Genomic DNA, 19,215 nt, shown 5'->3' on the forward strand with positions numbered 1-19,215 from the left:
GTTATTTTTTTGCTACCAATTTGTTAATCATTCCATTAAAAATAATTCCGTGAAAAGGTAAAACAGCGTACCAATACATACGACCTAATATTCCTTTCGGTCTAAAAATGGCACTTTGATGCAATTCTTTATTGACAATTTTGAACTCTAACCAAGCTTCGCCTGGCAATCGCATTTCTGCAAAGAGTAGTAATCTTTTTTCTTCTTTGTTGGCATACAAAACACGCCAAAAATCTAATGGATCTCCAGCATTAAGATTTGTTTGGTCCGTACGTCCACGTCGCAATCCGATACCACCAAATATTTTATCTAAATAGCCACGAATTTTCCATAGAAACGTAGCATAATACCAACCATTTACACCACCAATTGCCCAAATTTTATCAAGCGTAGCTTCTTCATCAATTACTTTTCTACATTTGATATCTTTAAAACAACCATATTCTGGTACTTTAATGTAGGTTGAAATTTTCTCACGAAAGTGTCCACTAATTAAGGAATCTTTCCAGCTGGAAATGACTCCGTTTTGCTCAATTTTCGCAAAGGCGAGTTGTACAGCTTCTTTATATGAAATTGGTTCAATGTCTAATATTTCATTTATATCACTTGGTTTCCCAATGACTTCAACTTTCATGCTGTCTACTAAGTTTACCGCAAGTTTGTAAGATGTTGTAGTGATAAAATACAACCAATAGGATGATAATTTTGGCGTCATTACAGGAACAGAAATAATGGTTCTTTTGAACTCACGAACTTCTGCAAATTGCAACATCATTTCACGATAGCTTAAAGTGTCTGGACCAAAAATATCAAACGATTTGTTATATACTTTTTCGTTCCCAATGGCTTTTGATAAGTATTCCAATACATTTCTTATGGCAATAGGTTGCGATTTGGTTTTAATCCATTTTGGCGCTACCATAATTGGAAGTTTTTCTGTTAAATCTCGAATGATTTCAAAAGAGGCACTTCCGCTTCCCACAATAATTCCAGCTCTAAACGTAGTAAACGCGTACGCATCAGATTGTAACGTATGTTCTACTTTTTGTCTTGACAATAAATGTTTAGAAAGTTGTTGATCATTCACAATACCACTCAAATAAATGACTTGTTTTACTTTCGTCTGTTGTGACATGTACGTTTTAAAATGTACTGCACAATCATATTCCATTTTTTCAAACTTTGACGATGACGACATGGAATGAATTAGGTAATACGCAATATCAATATCTTTGGGAATGTTGTGTAAACTTTTCGGATTTAGAAAATCAACTTCAATAATATCAATGCGTTCATGATTTGATATTTCGTCAGGAACGCGTTGTTTGTCTCTTACACTACACACTAAAGTATGTCCCAATTCCAATAAAATCGGAATTAGCCGTTTTCCAATATACCCAGTTGCTCCTGTAAGTAAGATTTTCATTTTTTAAGTTGATTTGGGACGTTGATATGGATAGCGTGCATGTTCTTGTGGAATAGCATACGCATCAAGTCCATTAATAGTGGCGGTTTTTGCTTTCGCTAGATTGATAAAACCGTCGTCTTCTAATATGTTGTTATTTATGTGTAATTGTACAATTTCTCCAATCACTAAAATGGTTCCGTTCACTTCAAGATTGTATTCTTCTAGATATCGCATTCCAATTTGGACATGAGAACCTTTTACAAAAGGTGCATGAAAATCATCTCTGTATTTGGTTTCTAAATTTGTTTGATCGAACTCAGAAATTTCTTTTGGATAGCTCGCCGACGTATGATGTGCATCTCTTATAATGTCTTGATAAATATGATTTATAGTGTAAAAACCAGTTTTTTTAATATTCTCATATGTATCTCTCGGAACAACTGTTGGACGTGTGATGAAACCCAACACTGGTGGATTTGATCCCAAGTGTGTTACCGAACTAAAAACCGCAACATTAGTTTGTCCATCAGCAGATTGTGTACCAATTAGATTGGCAGATTTGTAACCAGAACAGCTATTGATAAGATTTATGCGATATAGCTTTTCCATATTGTCAATATCTGTTCGTGTCAATGCAATCATGCGAAATTTTTAAAGTTGTTAATTTTGATGTCTTTTGCTTTTAAATCGTGCAATAGGTTGTACAATCCGAAAAAAGTTCGATTCATGTAAATGAAATGTTTAGAACCTCTGTTTCCGTTCATGCTTCTCAATTGTGTATTTTTTGAATAACGCTCACCAATGTCTGCGATTCTTCCAAAAAACTCTTCGTCTGAAAAGTCAAAAATTTCAGAATTGAAAGGCGTTGTAAATAGACTCAACAATTCATGAAACATTTCTGAGAAAAAGGCCAATTCTTCTTTTGAATCGTCTTCGCGAAGAATTTCCAATTCATACAATTTCTTAGTAAATAACTCAGGATTGTCAATTGTTTTCTTGTTTGCCAATTCAAAATAAGGAGTGTAAAAATCCTCAGGAATCGCTTTCATACAACCAAAATCTAACGCAATAAGTTCTGAATCTTCAGAAACCAAGAAGTTTCCAGGATGCGGATCGGCGTGTACTTTGCGGAATTCATGAATTTGAAACATGTAAAAGTCCCAAAGCGTTTGTCCTAGCAAGTTTGCCTTTTCCTGATCGGTATTTTTGTCTGTAAATTCAGATAAATGCTCGCCATTCATCCAATCCATTGTAATGATGCGTTCCGAAGAATATTCATCATAGTACGTTGGAAATTTGATGTTTGGCAAGTGTTTACATGCTTCTGAAACCGCTTTACTTTGCTCAATTTCGAGTAAGTAATTTGTTTCTTCAATCAACTTATCTTCTACTTCTTTAAAGTATTTATCAGATCCTTTGCCGGTTATGTTAAACATGCGAATCGCAATTGGTTTTACAAGTGCCAAGTCTGAGGAGATGCTTTGCGCAACTCCTGGATATTGAATTTTCACAGCAAGTTTTTTCCCATCCTTTTCGGCGATATGTACTTGTCCAATGCTCGCAGCATTTAAAGAAGTAGAATTGAATTTGTCAAATATTTCGTTGGGCGCTTTCCCAAAGTATTTTTTAAATGTTTTTATGACTAACGGCGGCGATAATGGCGGCACAGAAAACTGAGATAATGAAAATTTTTCCACATACGCACGTGGTAAAATATTTTTTTCCATACTCAACATTTGTGCAACTTTTAACGCACTTCCTTTTAAACTTTTCAGTCCATCATAGATATCTTCTGCATTCGATTCGTTTAAGCGTTCTTTTGCTTTTTCTTCCGAATTTATCAGCTTGTCTCCGTAATATTTTAAGTAGTTTACACCAACTTTTGCACCAGTCGTGACGAGTTTCCCAGCACGCTGGATTTTACTAATAGGAATTTTATCAATTGTCTTCATTACGATCTGATGTCTAGTTTTTCTTTAAAAATGAATTTCCCGAAATCCACTATACTTTTTAATGGTGTGTTGTCAATTAAATCGAAACTTGCATTTACAGACTTCTCAATGTATTGATCTGTTTTGTCAAAACTTTTTGAAGTATCGTCTAACCAAAATTTCATGGTTAACATGAGTTGAACCCAAGCAGATTCTTTAATTGCTTTATTTTGAATACGTTCCAGACGTTCTTGATTTAAATCGAGTGTTTTTACATCTAGACTTTCCACAAATGTTGAAAATACATGTCTGAGTCCTTTCAAACGTTTCATAGCTTGTAATGGTTTCTTTTCTCCTGTTAGACTATGTACAACGTAACTTCTGTTTGCAGTAAGTTGTTCGAAAAACGTGAAATAGAAACTCAATAATTTATTTCGAGCATCAAAAGTTTCAAATTCTTCGCTTTTGGAAAGTAATTCAATTGTATTTGCACCAAAAATGGTAAATATTTCTTCTTCAATAGCATCAAAAGATGCAAAAAACTCATAGAATTTAGCTTCTTCAAAATTGTTGTCTTTTGCAAAAGCATATACATTTTTCGGTTGTTCTCCGTGCGCTAAAACGTAATCCATATAGAAGGAAACAATAGCATCTGAGGTTATATTTTTTTTCTTTGCCATGATATATATTTTAAAACTATGTAAAAGTACAATTTTTGTTTAATGATTTTAATTATTAGTTAAACAAAAAAAATGAAAGCATAGTTAAAGTTTTCTTAAAGAGAACTTAAAGAACTAAAAATAAGCAATAGAAAAAGTGTTTTTTAGTGATTAACAGTCTGTATCACAGCAGTTTTCATCTTTGACTAACTTACAGCTTACCACGGCAACAATGGCTCCTAAAATTGGTGCTAAAATGTACAACCAAAGCTCTGATAATTGACCAGAAACTAATGCAGGACCGAGCGATCGAGCAGGATTCATAGACGCTTTTGTCATTGGACCTGCAAACATGGCTTCAAGCAGTACAATTCCACCAATAGCAATTCCTGCCATTGTTCCAGTTTCTTTACTTCCTGTAGACACATTAATGATGACCAACATTAGGAAAAATGTGAGTAAAAATTCTAAAATGAAAGCTTTCCAAACCACGATAGAAGGAATGGTAGCGCCAAGTGTTTCGCTTTCTGGCCAAAACATATATACGAGCAGACTAGCGCAGATAGCACCTAAACATTGCGAAAGGATATATTTTGGCACTTCTCGCCAAGGAAATTTTTTGGCATATGAAAAAGCAATTGTTACAGCAGGATTGAAGTGTGCTCCAGAAATTTCAGCAAAAGCGTATATCATTCCCATCACAACTAATCCCCAAGTAATGGCAACTCCTGGATGTGTAATGACGCCTGTAATATCATTTACTACCATAGCGGCAGTTCCGCAGAAAACCATGGTGAATGTGCCTAAAAACTCAGCGATGTAATTTTTCATAACAATTGTGTTGTTGTCCCAAAAGTAGTATTTCTTATTTTAAGTATTTGTTAACATTTGCACGTAAGGTTTCTACGTAACTTCGTCAAATCAATAAAATCAAAATAATAATAAGATGAAAAAATTACTTTTAGCGTGTTTTTTAGCTGCTGGAATTAGTGTTCAAGCGCAAATTGAAACGCCACAACCTAGCCCTAGTGCAAAATTTACACAAACTGTTGGTTTAACAGAAGTAAGTGTTGAATATTCAAGACCTGCAAAGAAAGGAAGAAAAATATTTGGAGATTTAGTTCCTTTTGGAGAAGTATGGAGAACTGGAGCTAATGCAAATACTAAAATTACATTTAATGATGATATTACTATTGGCGGAACTTCTGTAAAAGCTGGTTCGTATGCAATTTTTGTAAAGCCAACAGCTCAAACTTGGGAAGTGATGCTTTATAACGATACTAGTAACTGGGGAACACCAAGAAAATGGGATGAATCTAAAGTAGTAGCTACTGCAAAAGCACCTGTAAATACAATGCCATATACTACAGAATCGTTTACGATTGGTATTGAGAATTTATCAAATGGTGGTGCTGATTTAGCATTTAGCTGGGACAAAACATATGTAATTGTTCCTTTTGCTGTGCCAACAGATAGAAAAACTACTGCAAGTATTGAAAAAGTGATGGCTGGTCCTGGAGCTGGAGATTATTTTTCAGCAGCTAGATATTTCTTAGAAGAAGGAAAAGATATGGACAAAGCTAAAATGTGGATTGACAAAGCTATCGAAATGACAAGCGAGCAACCAAGATTTTGGTACTTAAGACAACAGTCGTTGATTTACGCTAAAATGGGTAAAAAAGCAGACGCTATCAAAATTGCGAAGCAATCAATGTCGTTAGCAGAAGCAGCAGGAAATGCAGATTACGTAAAAATGAACAAGGACTCTATCAAAGAATGGTCGAAGTAATTTTTCATATATAACTTATATGTAAAAGCCTGAGCGTGAGTTCAGGCTTTTTTTTATGGATTAATTTTTTAGTGGTATTCTTTCGGTTTTATGTGTGAATTTTTAAAAAATGAACTAATTTGGGAGCCTATTTTAAGCAATACCAATCATGAACCTATCTTTTCGCACAATTTTAGTATTCATATGTACACTATTTTTATGGAGTTCTTGCTCTAATGAACAAATAGACGTTACAGTACAACAACCGACAACACCAATTGCCACCGATGTAAATACACAAGTAATTTTGGATTGGAATCAGTTATGGTGTGAGTTGGACAGATATGCCACAGGAATGCGCCCGAATGCTTCTACACGAGCTTTGGCGTACATTCACTTGGCAGCTTTTGAAGTTTGTGTAGATGATATGTTGGGCTATACTTCTAATAAGGATAGATATACAGAATTGAATATTGATTTTACACAACGCGAAGCAAATGTAAATGTAGGTTTGGCTTTAAATGCTTGTTATGCGAGAGCTATTGATCATTTTATGTATAATGTTCGACCAGATATTGATAGTAAAATAGAAATTTTGCGTCAACAAAAAGAACTTGAACTTTCTGCAAATTTGAGTGCAGAAGTTGTTTTAAACTCAAACGATTGGGGAAATTATGTGGCAGATCAAATTATATCATATAGTTTAACAGATACTGCGGCTGAAGCACAAATAGGAAGTCCACAACCGTTATCATATGAACCACCAGTTGGCAATGGTTTTTGGACATATAGTGATGATGCAGAACGCGCCTTGTTTCCATATTGGTCGTCTGTACGAACGTTCGTGATTTCTTCGGCAGCGACTTCTTCTGTTCCACCAAATTTGGTATATAGTGAAGATACTTCCAGTGAATTTTACACAGCAATGCAAGAAGTGTATACTTCAAGTGAAGCTTCTAGAACAACAGATACAGAAAGTTTGTGGATTGCCGAATTTTGGTCAAACGATGTGGAAGGATTGATGATGAGTCCGCCTGGAAGACAAATTTCTATTGCAAATCAGTTGATACAACAATACAACGTAGATCATGAAAATGCATTGGTATTGTTATTAAAATTAGGTTTTTCTTTAAATGATGCCGCTGTTTCTACTTGGGCAGATAAGTATGAATATATGGTAATGCGTCCAAGTGTGTACATTCAAGAGTTTATTGATCCAGCGTTTCAGACCAATTTGTATCCGTATATTTCTTGGCCAAATCCTTCATTTCCAAGTTATCCGTCAGGACATTCTACGTTTGCATCAGCTGCAGCGGGAATTTTTATTCATCATTTTGGAAACAATACAGATTTTATCGATCGTTCTCACGAAGGAAGAACAGAGTTTCTCGGAGCGCCAAGAGCCTACACAACTTTTACACAAATGGCAGCTGAAAATGGATTTTCACGTTTGCCGCTAGGTGTTCATTTACGAATGGATTGCACAGAAGGTTTGCGTTTGGGATATGAAATTTCAGATGCTGTTAATGCTTTTGATTTGTCGCTTTAAGCCAAAAAAATATGATTTAAAAAAAGCCTTTCTCAAACTTGAGAAAGGCTTTTTCTTTTTCTAATTCTAGCAATTTTAATATTATTGACTGCAATTTCCGTTAAGAATGTCTTGTCCAGATGGATTGTAAGCATTATTCACGATTACCACACAGTAATTATTGTTCCAATTTGAATTAATTAATACTGGATCTAATGCGCATAGATTTGTCAAGTTTGGGTTTGGACCGTCAATATATCCACCACAATCTCCTTCCCATTGTCTGACACCAATGTTGATTATTGAAAAATTGTTTATTCCAGAAATGGTTATATTTTCAATACCATTTAAGCTTTGTAAGGCATCATTATTTGAAACTATAAGACTTCTCGCTTGCAGTTGTCCTATTCCTTCCAAGTTAATTAATGCATCATTATCATTGATATCTAAATCTAGTATTGATGTTAAATTTCCTAAATCTGCTAAGGAACTCAAAGCATCATTATTATGGATTGTTACAAATCTGAGCGTAGTAATATTTTCAATGCCTTGTAATGAAGTTAACGAAGCGTTACTTGAAATTCTCAAGTCATTTTGACTAGTTAAATTAAAAATTTCGATTCCTTGTAATGAAGTTAATGCATTGTTTCCAGAAATGGTAATATTAGCTTCAACAGTAATGGCGTTGTTGAATCCTGAAAGACTTGTGAGTCCATCATTGTCTGCAATTTTTAAATTATTTAATGATGTAAAGTTTTCGCAACCAGCAAGTGAAGTTAATTGATCGTTATTCGTAATTTGTAACGAGTATATTGACGTAATATTTGTAAAACCTTGTAATGCGGTTAGCGAAGGATTATTTTCAATAATGATAGCATTACCGATATGAGTAATATTTGCTAAATCACTTAAGGTTTGTAGGTTTTCATTTCCAATAATTTTTAAATCTTCTGAAATGCTAATAATAGATGCTAACGGACTTAAATCTGTAATATCTGTATAGTTATTTTCATCACCAATGATAAGACTACCGTTGATTTCTACAAAACCAAAAGTCATAAAGTCATTAACTTCTTGTTGCGTTGAAAGGCGAAGATTTCCGTTAAAAAACCCGCCAGTATCATCACAAGTACTTACAGTTCCTAAATTGAAGTTTTGCGTATTTAACGGGACATTATCAACAATATTCCACTGATTAGTATCAAAATCAAATATTTGAATGATTGCGTTTTGTATTTCACAATGCTGTAATCCAACATTAATTGTACCATCTGTGATCGCAAATATATTGTATTCATCTACATACATGTATCCGTTGGTAATTGGAGCACCATTACAGTTTGTAACAGTTCCCGTAATCGTAGTTGTTAGTAAACTGACACTTTCATCAAAGGAAATTGTAGTGCTTGTGTCTGTTGCATAACCACCAATAGTTTGCGTAGCTATTAGTTGTCCAAAACATAAGCTTGCAACTTGATATATAGAAACAATTATTTCTTCATTTCTAGGAATTAGACCACATTCAAATTCTCCTGAATATGCTGAACCAGAAAATATAGTTTGATTATTTTCAGCCCTTGTAATGATAACGTAGTAAGGTGTACTTTGATTGGAACCATTTGGAGCCAAATTGAAACACAATTCAACAGGATCAAAAGGAATGTCACAATTCCACCATGTAAAATGTGTTACTTCAGCATAGTATGTATTACCATCTTTTATGGCTTGTCCATCTTCTTTCCAATACCCTACTTCTTCATCGAAATACCATAAATTTATGGTTTCAGGAGCTATACTTGTTTGTGAATAATCAACTGGAAACTCAAGTGTTGCAGGACTTTCAGGATCGATATTTAAACGATCGCCGCTAGGAGAAAACAAATTTACAGATAGCATTCCATAGGTTTCTAAACTTTGTGCATTGTTTGATGCATCTTGTGCAAATAAACTTCCTGGCATTTGTTGAAAAGTGTCAAAGCTATTTGGTCGTAAATAATGAACAACTACATCAACAGCACCAGAATACGTGCTTCCTTCTGCGTTGATATAATCTCCGCTAAAGTTAATAATCCCACCATTTGATAACGATACTTGTGCATTTTGACCTGAATTGATAGTTGCAGTAACTTCCTTTTTCAACAGCACGATATTAATCTTATTGGCACCTTCCGTTTTTGGAATGACAACGCGTGAACCATCAATATAGCCGTCTTTTTTTGCTTTTATATATGCGAAGTTTTCAAAAACATCTGCATTATTTAATACAAACATTCCATTACGATCCGTCATTGTGGTCGTATTTCCGATAGTAATTTGAACATTTTCTAATTTGAAACCGTCTACATCTGCAACTAAGCCAAAAAAGTTTCCAGTAGTGGTGTTTCCAAAGTTTTCAGATTGAAAAAGCTGATCTCTCATTTCTACTTCTGAGATTGGTTCAGCTGTGTCTATTTCTGAAGTAAAATCATCATTTTTACAGTTTTGCAATACTATAGCAAAAGCTGAAATTAGGATATATTTGAATAGTTTTTTCATTTTTTTGGTTCGTATTTTACTTGGTTAGATGTACTAATTTCAGGTATTATTGACTGCAATTTCCATCAATAATATTTTGGATACTAGGATTAAATGGATTGTTTTCTATGTAAATTCCTGAAAAAGTACTCGTTGTTGTTGGATATGTTCCGTTCGTGAATAGGTTTTGTAGCGCACAGAAATTGGTTAAATTAGTATTGGGTGAATTTACGACAATATCAAATTCTATATCTTTTCCAATTAACATCCAATCTACGCTAAGCAGATTTTCTAAACCATCTAAATTTGTCAATGCATCATTGCCGCCGATAGAAACAATACTTGCACTTGTTACGTTGCTAAGTGCAGAAATATCAGTCAAAGCGTCTACGTCTCTAATACGTAGTATGCTTGCATTTGTAAGTTGATTGAGTCCTTGTAAAGAAGTCAATAAAGGTAAAAATGATAGATCTACAGTACTAAAAGAAGTAAGATTGCTCAAAGGAGCCAAAGAGCTTATCGCTTGACAGTTAGAAATATTTATACCGTTCGCAACCGTGTACGATTGTAGCGGATCTAGCGATGCTAGTACAGGATTGTTGACTAAAGTTACGTTTAAATTAGCAGTAGCATTTACGTTTTCCAAGCCGTCTAATGATGTCAATGCATTGTTATTTGAAATTCGAAAACCAAATTCAAGTGAAGTTAACGAACTCAATGAACTAATAGAATTTAATGAAGCATTATTGTCAATAACAAGCAAGTTAGCACTTGTTACATTACTGAGTCCATCAAGACTAATTAAATTCGGATTATTAGAAATGGTTAGAAATTCATCAACGTTTTCTAATAGGTTGAGCGGTGTTAAATTTGTGATATTGCTACCAAATTGATAATCTCCAATCGTAAGATTTCCATTAATTGTCGTGAAGTTTTGAGCTCCAAATTCATTTACATCACTTTGTGAAAATAAGGTAACATCTCCATTGTAAATTCCGCCTGTACTTGTACATGAACTAACGGTTCCTACATCAAAGTTTCCACCATCAAGCAATACATTATCTGCCACCATCCATTGGCTTGTATCGTAATCAAAAATTTGAAGCGTAACGACTTCCGTGGTACAATGTGACACACCAATATCTATTACACCATCTGTGATGCTAAATATATTTGAATCATTGATATACATATATCCATTGGTAATTGGATCTCCAATACAATTATTGGCAATTCCAACAATATTTGTGATAAGATTGTTTTCTGTAAACGTTATATTTACGGAAGTATCTGTAGCGTAACCGCCAAGCGTTTCTGCATGTACCAATTGCGTGTTACAAAAACCATTAGTGCCATATATGGAAACTGATATTTCTTCATTTCGAGGAACCAAACCACATTCCGTTTCATTTCCTAAAATTTCTCCTGAATAAATTATTTGATCGTTACTCACTCGTCTAATGATTACAAAATAAGGAATGTCTCCATCAACGTTTGTAGCACTTGCGGTAAAGCAAAATTCAACCGAATCAAACGGAATATCACAGTTCCACCACGTAAAATGTGTTACTTCTGCTACATACTTATTTCCATCTCTAACGGCTTGTCCTTCTTCTTTCCAATACCCAACTTCTTCATCAAAATACCATAAATCAATGGTTTCAGGCGCAATACCATTTTGGGTAAAATAGATAGGAAATTCTAACGTAGCTGGACTTTCAGGATCAATATTTAAGCGTTCTCCAGAAGGGGAAAATAAATTTATAGAAATCATTCCATAGGTTTCCAAACTTTGTGCATTGTTGGATGCGTTTTGTGCTAACAAACTCCCTGGCATTTCGGCAAAAATACGCGCACTGCTAGGTTGTATGTTGTGCATTACTACATCAACGTTACCGGAATATGGACTTCCATCTGCGGTAATAAATCCACCACTAAAGTTGACCAACGCACCACTTGGCGTCGATACTTGTGAATTTTGCCCAGAACTTACCGTTGCAATAACTTCTTTTTTGAACATGATGATGTTAATTTTACTAGCACCATCAGTTTTTGGAATAACGACTCTAGAGGCATCAATATAGCCATCTTTTTTAGCTTTTATGTATGCAAAATTTTCGAAGACGTCTGTAGTATTCAAAATAAACATTCCGTTACGATCAGTCATCGTTACAATGTTTCCTATAGTAATTTGAACGTTTTCTAGTTTTATTCCCTCAGTATCTTTTACCAAACCTATAAAATTTCCAGTAGTGGCGTTTCCAAAGTTTTCCGATTGAAAAATTTGATCATTAAGATTTAGATTTGTAGGGATTTCAGTGACAATTTCATTGGTGAATTCTTCATCTTGACAATTTTGAAATAGTAATGCAAGAAAAAGGAAAAGGGTTAGTTGGATCGTTTTTTTCATATTTTCATCATTTAGTAAATAGATACGGATATCTATAAAAGGTTGCGTTAGAAATTTTGAAATGGAAGATTTTCTCCAACGAACATACTACACTAAAAATAATTTTTCTAAAGATGTTTTTTATGAAAGAATATTGATGCACTACTTTGATAATCAGCTACTTTTTACTTTTCAAAGAAGTGTGATTTTATCGTAACTTTTCCAACAAGTTTTTAGCTTTTTCATAGTTGAAATTTTTCGGATCTTTGATTAGATTTTCCAACGTATTGATTGCTTTTTCTTTATTATTCATCTTCAAATGAAGCAACGTTTCATACCAATATCCTTTGGAATGTTCTGCTGAATTTCCCGATGTTGTAAGCTGTTGAAATATAGCAATGGCTTCTTCATTTCTATCCAATTGATCATACGAAGCGCCTAAATATTGCAGACTAAATACATACAATTCATTGGAAGTTTCAATTTGAGAAAATTTAGCAACAGCTTCTTCATAATTTGAAGCTCTAAAAGCTAGTTCTCCTTGTGAAAACAAATCTTCTTGTTGCCCTTTTTCTACAAATGAAGGCAGTTCGTTCCAGTTTACATTTGCTTCATAATACGAATTTAGAGAAGGATTCACTTGTAAAAAGTAAATGCTGCAACAAAAAATCAGCACTGCGGCAACCATTACATATTTTAGGTAATTTTTACGAGGTTTTTTGTTGGCTTCTTCTTCTAAATAGGAATCTCCAACTGCTTTGATAGTATTGGAAAGTTGTTGATATTCGTCACTTCTCAGTTTCGATTTCAACGTTGCGAGTTCTTCATTATTCGGATTATTTTGAAATATGTCATAATCACTCTGTGCATTCAAAGCTTCTCGCAGCTCTTTTTCAAGTGTAAGCTCTCGTTTCAACTCACTATTCTGCGCTATCTTTTGCTCAAAACGTCTGCGTTCCAATTCGTTCAGATCATCGTTGAGGTATCGATGCATTTCTGCCAAAAGTTCTTCGGTTAATCTTGACGCCATCTTCTTATTTTTTGGTATTTATTGTCTTTTTTTATCAGGGCTACTAATTTGCTACGACATTTAAAAACACGTTGTCGTACGGTATTTACGGAAGCATATGAATGTTCTAACACAATATCTTCATAACTCAATCCATTAAAATAACTACTTAAAATTTCTTTACAATTATCAGAAAGTAAATCAAATTTTTCAATGTAAAAATCCAAGAGTTCTTGCTCTAAAATATGTGTTCCCAATTCGGCTTCCTTATCTACTAGGGTCAAAGGATCGGTTTTTATTACCTTATTTTTTAAAGTTCTTTTCCAAATATTTTTACAAATCACAAAAAGGTAGGCTTCAAACGACTTTATTTCCATCTTTTTTTCCTTTTGTGTCACAATAATGTACATCAATCCATCATGAAAAACATCGGAAGCATCTTGAATATCGCCTCTATTTTTTAGAACATACGCTTTAATTTTAGGAAACAATTTGGTATAAATTTCCTTTATAATTCGTTCGTTTCCAGATGTGAGCGCATTTATAAATCTTTCACTATCTTTCATAAATTTTAAAAAAAGATTAAAATATTGGGTAATGTTTTTACGCGTTCGTTCCCTTCTATGTGAACGCAAAATTTTAATAAAATGAGAAATATACAAAAACTTATTGCAATGCTTTTGTTAACCTGTATGATATCCTGTACGCAAGATGATGCTTATATCAACGTAACAAAAGAAGAAAACATGAATGTAAACGCCAAAAATGGTGGTAATGGTAACTCACAAGGTTTTATCCCCGGAAATATTCCTGTGTATTCACAAGATGAACTCATAATTCAGTACAAACCTGGAACGCCCGATAGCATGAAATACACCATTCGGGAAAATCATGGAATTGATGGCGATAATATAAATCCGCTACAAGGTTTCGGGATTTTTGAAATCTGTAGATGTAATGATCAAGATATTGAAAAATGGATCTTTCCTCCAGGAACTATTAGTATAGAACCAAAAAAGCAAGTACTTGATAGCGAAGTCGGAATAGAAACCTTCGGAATTGCCGCCGTAGATTACGAATTTGAATACGGATTTGATGTAGACAGTCCCGCAACAGGAACGGCCGCAGATACTTCGTATGAAACAAAAATAAAACCTGTAAACAACGGTATTACCATTGCTATTTTGGACACAGGTTTGGCTGCTTCATTAACGGTATTTGATTCTGACACTTCTGAGGAAAATCAATTTTTATACAATGCTTCGCTTACTGCGGTTGGAGAAGAAACATCGAGTTGGGATTTTGTTGATGGCGATCCAAATACATTTGATGATGATCCGTATAAACACGGAAGTATCATCGCACATCAAATTCATTCGGTATTATCGAGTTTAAATATCAAACATCAAATATTACCCATAAAAATTTCTAATCATGAAGGTAAAATTAGCTATTTCAACATGATATGTGGTTCCATGTATGCCGCTGAACGCGCAGATATTATCAATATGAGCTTTGGTTGGCAAGATGATCCTTTTGGAGATTTTGGGAATACTATTTTTCAAAATATATTAACCATGTTTCCAGATGTTGTATTTGTAACTTCCGCAGGAAACACAAGCCACAATAATGATATTATAGCACATTATCCGTCATCATACGATGCAGACAATATAATTGCAGTTGCTTCATGTAATCAAGCTTATTCACAAGCATCCGATTTTTCCAATTATGGAAGTAGTGTAGATTTTTACACCAAAGGAGAAGACATTATTTTCTACGGCGGAACTGTTGAAGGAACTTCGTTTGCAGCTCCGCAAATTACGATTGAAGTTGCCAAAATATTAGATACAGGAGAAACTTCTGATTTGCCGATGGTCAATAGAATAGCAATGCTAGGAATACCAACCACGGAAGCATTTGAAACCGTACTAAATTTCTATACAGGCGAAGAAGAAATTAAAAATACATTGCACAATAGATACATTATTGCTGAGTATTAAATATATTGTCTATTTTTAATGTAAAAATGCTTTCACATCGTCTACTATTACTATTAAGTTGTCTGTGTTTTGTACTATGTGTACATGCACAAGATGAACTATCAACAAAAATTGACAGCATAGCAGCTATAAAAGCAGTAAATGACAAAATTGAAGGATTTCAGCAGTTACTTTTAGCACAAGATACACGTCAACAGACAGAAAATTTAGGAGCGCTTTATCATCATCTAGGTACTTGTTACAGAGAAAAAAAGGAATATGAAAAAGCGCTTCCTTTATTAATGAAAGCTACAGAAATACGCTCTAAATTTAACAATCAAGAAGCATATACGAAAAGCAAGTTTTATCTTTCACGTGTGTATGCAAGTTTGAAAAAAAATGAAGAAGCAACAGCACTTTTAATAGAAATTATAGATGCTAAAGGTGCAGATTCGGTAACTTCATTTGCACACCGAATATTGAGCAGAGATGCTAAAAAAACAGGCGATATTCAACTTGCCATGCATTATTTAAATTTAGGTTTGGCTAATACAAAACTAAGCGCAAATCCTAAGATTGAAAGCAATTTACGAAGTGATATTATCAACACATACGCCGAAAAGTATAAAACGATTATTACGGTTAATACGGAAGATTTAAAAGCAATTGAAGAGCAACAAAAATACATTCTGTTAGACAGTTTATCAGAAAATAATCAAAATGTATTGAATAACAGTTTGGCAGTTATTTATGATAGTTTCAAAGATTACGACAGATCATTGTTTTTTTACAAAAAAGCAGAAAAAGGATTTATAAAAAGTAAAAAAAAATACGGAGAATTACTGATTGTAAACAACATAGGCATCATCTATTCCAAACAAGAAAAGTATGATTTGGCAACTGCTTGTTTTCAAAAAATTCTAAAAGAATCTGACGATGTTGAACAAAAGGCAACCGCTTATAATAGTATGGGCTATTATTTAAATAGCGCTATTGCCACAGAAAAACTTCCGTATTTAGAAAAAGCAATTACCACAATTCTTGAAAAAAATACCACGCAGCAATTCCGATTGCCAACATTGGAAGAAATAAAACAATCTGAATATGAGCAAGATATGCTAATTTATCTAATTGATCTGGCAGATCATTATGTACATGCATATACTCAAGAACAATCAATCACATATCTTCATAAAGCAAAAAAAGCAGTACATCTTATAGATCAATTGGTATCGTTAATTCGTTATGAAATTGACACAGAAGCTTCTAAATTATTTTGGATTGAAAAAGGCGTGAATACCTATCTATTGGCGGTAGAAGTTTGTTATTTGTTGAATGATTCGGCGAGTGCATTCTATTACATGGAAAAAAACAAAGCGTTGTTATTACAGGAAAACATCAAAACGTTTCAGGCGAAACTAAACCTAAATGTACCCAAAAATTTGGTAGCACGTGATCATCAATTGCATTACAAAATGTTGGCGTTGCAAGAAGCATCTCAGCAACATACAGAAGATGAAGCATGGAAAAAAACATATGCAGAAACACATAAAGAATACGAGCAATTTAAAGATTCTATGCAATCTGAATATCCTGAATACATGAGAACAAAGCAGGAAGTTGCCATTACCTCATTGCACAAAACTCGTACAAGTGTTACACAAAAAAAGGAAGCCTTTGTAGAATACATTTTAAATGAAGCCGATGGTTACGGAATTTACGTTGATTCGGAAAAACCAGTATTTTTTAAAATTTCAAATACGCCAAAATTTCAAGAAGAACTGCAAATAATATCTTCGTTGATGACCAAACGTTTGTTGTCTGATGAAGAGTTGATCACGTATAAAAAAGTAGCACACAGTATCTTTACACAACTATTTCCGTTTGAAAATGCTGTAGAACGCTTGAAAGGTAAAAAACTTACCGTCGTAGCCGATCAACAATTGCAATATGTGCCTTTTGAAATTTTACGCATACAAAATGACGGCGATTTGGCAAAACATTATCTCGTAAACAATACGGAAATAGTGTATTTACAATCTTTTTCACTATTTGAACAAATTCAGAAAAAGCAAAATTCGCCAGCGCAAAAACTGTTAACCATTGCACCACAAGAATTTAAAAATCCACAATTGCCCAATTTAACAGGAACGGAAAAAATGTTGCAATTGGTAAAGGACATTGACAAATCGGTCATTCTTACAAAACAAGAAGCATCGAAAGCAAATTTCATAGCAAAACAAAATGACTTTGAAATCATGCACTTCAACACACACGCAGGTTTAGACAGTCTCACACAAAAGCCTTGGATCTCATTTTACGAAGAAAAAATGACACTTGCGGAACTCTTTGGCTTGGAAAATCAGGCAGATTTGGTCATTTTAGATGCATGTCAAACAAACGATGGAATCAATCTTTCTGGTGAAGGTGTTATCAACCTTTCAAGAGGTTTCTTTTACAATGGTACGCAAAGTGTCATGGCTTCTCTTTGGAATGTAAATGAACAAGCTGGAAACGAACTCTTACAAACCTTTTATCGTGAACTCACACAAGGAACAACAAAATCGAAAGCGTTACAAATAGCCAAAAAAGAGTACTTGCAAAAGCATCAGTTTTCACAAAATACGCCGTACTATTGGGCAGCTTTTACGCTCACAGGAAGTACCAATGCTGTGGAATTTCAATCAACTTCGTATACAATATACATCTTATTCGGCATCATAATTATTATCGTTTTTGGAAGCTATATATGGCTCAGAAAGCGGTAATTGCAACAGTTTCATTTCGAGAAACGATAAGTATTCAAAAATAAATGGGTAATGAAATTTTCAAAACTTCCCTATTAGATATAAGACCGGTCTTTTGAGGTAATATCCAACGCCTCTTAAAATAACAACAGGAAAAAATATCTAATTAAAAAATTATGAAAAACAAACTACACGCAGTAGTCCTTGTCGTAGGACTATTCATTACAACCATCAATTACGCACAACCAAATTGGGGAACTAATACCTTAGATCCTACTTCATCTGCTTTTGGTGACGGAAATATCGTAAATGGTAGAAATTCAACAGCAGTTGGAACGGGAAATGTTATGAATTTAAGTTCTACAGATGCTGGATTCATGGCAGGGCGTAACAATAATGTAGACAAAGATTATTCATTCGCTTTTGGACTCTCAAATATAGTATCAGGGACACAATCAGGAGCTTTCGGAACTAATAACAATGTAAGTGGTTTAAACGCTTTTAGTTTTGGTCATAGCAACAAATCTACAGCGCCACATTCATTCACTTTCGGAAGAAATACACAAGCAAACGGAACATTTTCATTTACTTTCGGACAAGATATTGTAAATACTAAAAACTATTCGTTTCTCATTGGATTTGATGCGAATCAACCAGTATTTTCAGCTACAAAAGATACTACTATCGGAGCAAAAGTTGGTATCGGAACCGATAATCCTGAGGCACGTTTTGATGTGCGTTTGGGTGATAAACAAGAAATTAGAATTCAACCAGAAGTTCCAAATACATATGGAGGAATTTCTTTTAAACACAGCGATGGAAGCGAAAACTGGAGAATCAGAGCTTTTAGCAACTTTCATGGCGGTTACGGAAACATTTTGAGTATTGTAAGTTCTAACAAAGACAACTTATGGATTTCTGCTGGAAAAACCATGATTGGCGATTGGTTTGACTTTGATCCATGTGAAGATTGTGATGATTATGAACTATTTGTAAAAAAAGGAATTCGTACACAAAAAATAAAAGTAGATGTGGCGGCTGGTGTTTGGGCAGATTATGTATTTGCGAAAAATTACAACTTAAAACCGCTAGAAGAAGTTGAAACATTCATCAACGAAAATGGTCATTTGCCAAATATTCCATCTGCGGAAGAAGTAGAAAGTGAAGGATTGAATTTAGGCGAAATAGATGCAAAACTTTTAGAAAAAATTGAAGAACTTACCTTGTATGTAATTGAATTAAAAAAGGAAATCAATGAATTAAAGAAGATAAAATAATCT

At 34.0% G+C, this 19,215-nt stretch carries 14 protein-coding genes; 5 read left to right on the forward strand and 9 right to left on the reverse strand.

Translation table 11 applies throughout. From position 1 onward, the window contains the following. Position 1: 1 nt before the first annotated feature. The 5 genes from AA089_RS03220 to AA089_RS03240 all read right to left on the reverse strand — a co-directional run bounded on the left by AA089_RS03220 (position 2) and on the right by AA089_RS03240 (position 4,829). Positions 2-1,426: an SDR family oxidoreductase gene (locus AA089_RS03220; RefSeq protein WP_046755470.1), complete on the reverse strand. Its 1,425-nt coding sequence runs from the start codon at positions 1,424-1,426 to the stop codon at positions 2-4. A 3-nt stretch (positions 1,427-1,429) separates the two neighbouring features. Further along, positions 1,430-2,050 carry a flavin reductase family protein gene (locus AA089_RS03225; protein WP_046755471.1) on the reverse strand — a complete coding sequence of 207 codons (621 nt, stop codon included), beginning with the start codon at positions 2,048-2,050 and terminating at the stop codon, positions 1,430-1,432. Next, positions 2,047-3,360, reverse strand: a complete 1,314-nt coding sequence (locus AA089_RS03230) for an ABC1 kinase family protein (RefSeq protein WP_046755472.1) — start codon at positions 3,358-3,360, stop codon at positions 2,047-2,049. Before AA089_RS03230 ends, AA089_RS03225 begins: the two co-directional genes overlap by 4 nt. Continuing rightward, the gene (locus tag AA089_RS03235) at positions 3,360-4,019 is read right to left on the reverse strand and encodes a TetR family transcriptional regulator C-terminal domain-containing protein (RefSeq protein WP_046755473.1); all 660 of its coding nucleotides are present in this window, start codon (positions 4,017-4,019) and stop codon (positions 3,360-3,362) included. The genes AA089_RS03230 and AA089_RS03235 overlap by 1 nt, the downstream gene beginning before the upstream one ends. 150 nt (positions 4,020-4,169) lie before the next feature. Next, entirely contained in the window at positions 4,170-4,829 is a 660-nt protein-coding gene (locus AA089_RS03240) for an MIP/aquaporin family protein (RefSeq protein ID WP_046755474.1), read from the reverse strand. A gap of 115 nt (positions 4,830-4,944) precedes the next feature. On the opposite strand from AA089_RS03240, the gene AA089_RS03245 reads away from it, so the two are divergent. Next, positions 4,945-5,787, forward strand: a complete 843-nt coding sequence (locus tag AA089_RS03245; protein WP_046755475.1) for a DUF2911 domain-containing protein — start codon at positions 4,945-4,947, stop codon at positions 5,785-5,787. 148 nt (positions 5,788-5,935) lie between these two features. After that, positions 5,936-7,315, forward strand: coding sequence for a vanadium-dependent haloperoxidase (locus tag AA089_RS03250; RefSeq protein ID WP_046755476.1), 1,380 nt, complete (start codon positions 5,936-5,938; stop codon positions 7,313-7,315). A gap of 81 nt (positions 7,316-7,396) precedes the next feature. Here AA089_RS03250 and AA089_RS03255 read toward each other — a convergent pair whose 3' ends face one another. The 4 genes from AA089_RS03255 to AA089_RS03270 all read right to left on the reverse strand — a co-directional run bounded on the left by AA089_RS03255 (position 7,397) and on the right by AA089_RS03270 (position 13,772). Further along, positions 7,397-9,829, reverse strand: coding sequence for a leucine-rich repeat domain-containing protein (locus AA089_RS03255; protein WP_046755477.1), 2,433 nt, complete (start codon positions 9,827-9,829; stop codon positions 7,397-7,399). 46 nt (positions 9,830-9,875) lie between these two features. Then, positions 9,876-12,218 carry a leucine-rich repeat domain-containing protein gene (locus AA089_RS03260; protein ID WP_046755478.1) on the reverse strand — a complete coding sequence of 781 codons (2,343 nt, stop codon included), beginning with the start codon at positions 12,216-12,218 and terminating at the stop codon, positions 9,876-9,878. A gap of 187 nt (positions 12,219-12,405) precedes the next feature. Next, positions 12,406-13,227 carry a tetratricopeptide repeat protein gene (locus tag AA089_RS03265; RefSeq protein WP_046755479.1) on the reverse strand — a complete coding sequence of 274 codons (822 nt, stop codon included), beginning with the start codon at positions 13,225-13,227 and terminating at the stop codon, positions 12,406-12,408. Then, positions 13,212-13,772: an RNA polymerase sigma factor gene (locus AA089_RS03270; protein ID WP_046755480.1), complete on the reverse strand. Its 561-nt coding sequence runs from the start codon at positions 13,770-13,772 to the stop codon at positions 13,212-13,214. Before AA089_RS03270 ends, AA089_RS03265 begins: the two co-directional genes overlap by 16 nt. An 81-nt stretch (positions 13,773-13,853) precedes the next feature. On the opposite strand from AA089_RS03270, the gene AA089_RS03275 reads away from it, so the two are divergent. The 3 genes from AA089_RS03275 (at position 13,854) to AA089_RS03285 (ending at position 19,212) form a co-directional block, all read left to right on the forward strand. Beyond that, a complete protein-coding gene (locus tag AA089_RS03275; protein WP_046755481.1) occupies positions 13,854-15,209 on the forward strand; it encodes a S8/S53 family peptidase in 1,356 nt (451 codons plus the stop codon). Positions 15,210-15,235: 26 nt separating this feature from the next. After that, entirely contained in the window at positions 15,236-17,956 is a 2,721-nt protein-coding gene (locus tag AA089_RS03280) for a CHAT domain-containing protein (RefSeq protein ID WP_046755482.1), read from the forward strand. Positions 17,957-18,111: 155 nt separating this feature from the next. Then, positions 18,112-19,212, forward strand: a complete 1,101-nt coding sequence (locus AA089_RS03285) for a hypothetical protein (RefSeq protein WP_046755483.1) — start codon at positions 18,112-18,114, stop codon at positions 19,210-19,212. Positions 19,213-19,215: the final 3 nt, after the last annotated feature.

This window comes from Kordia jejudonensis, assembly GCF_001005315.1.
Lineage (GTDB): Bacteria > Bacteroidota > Bacteroidia > Flavobacteriales > Flavobacteriaceae > Kordia > Kordia jejudonensis.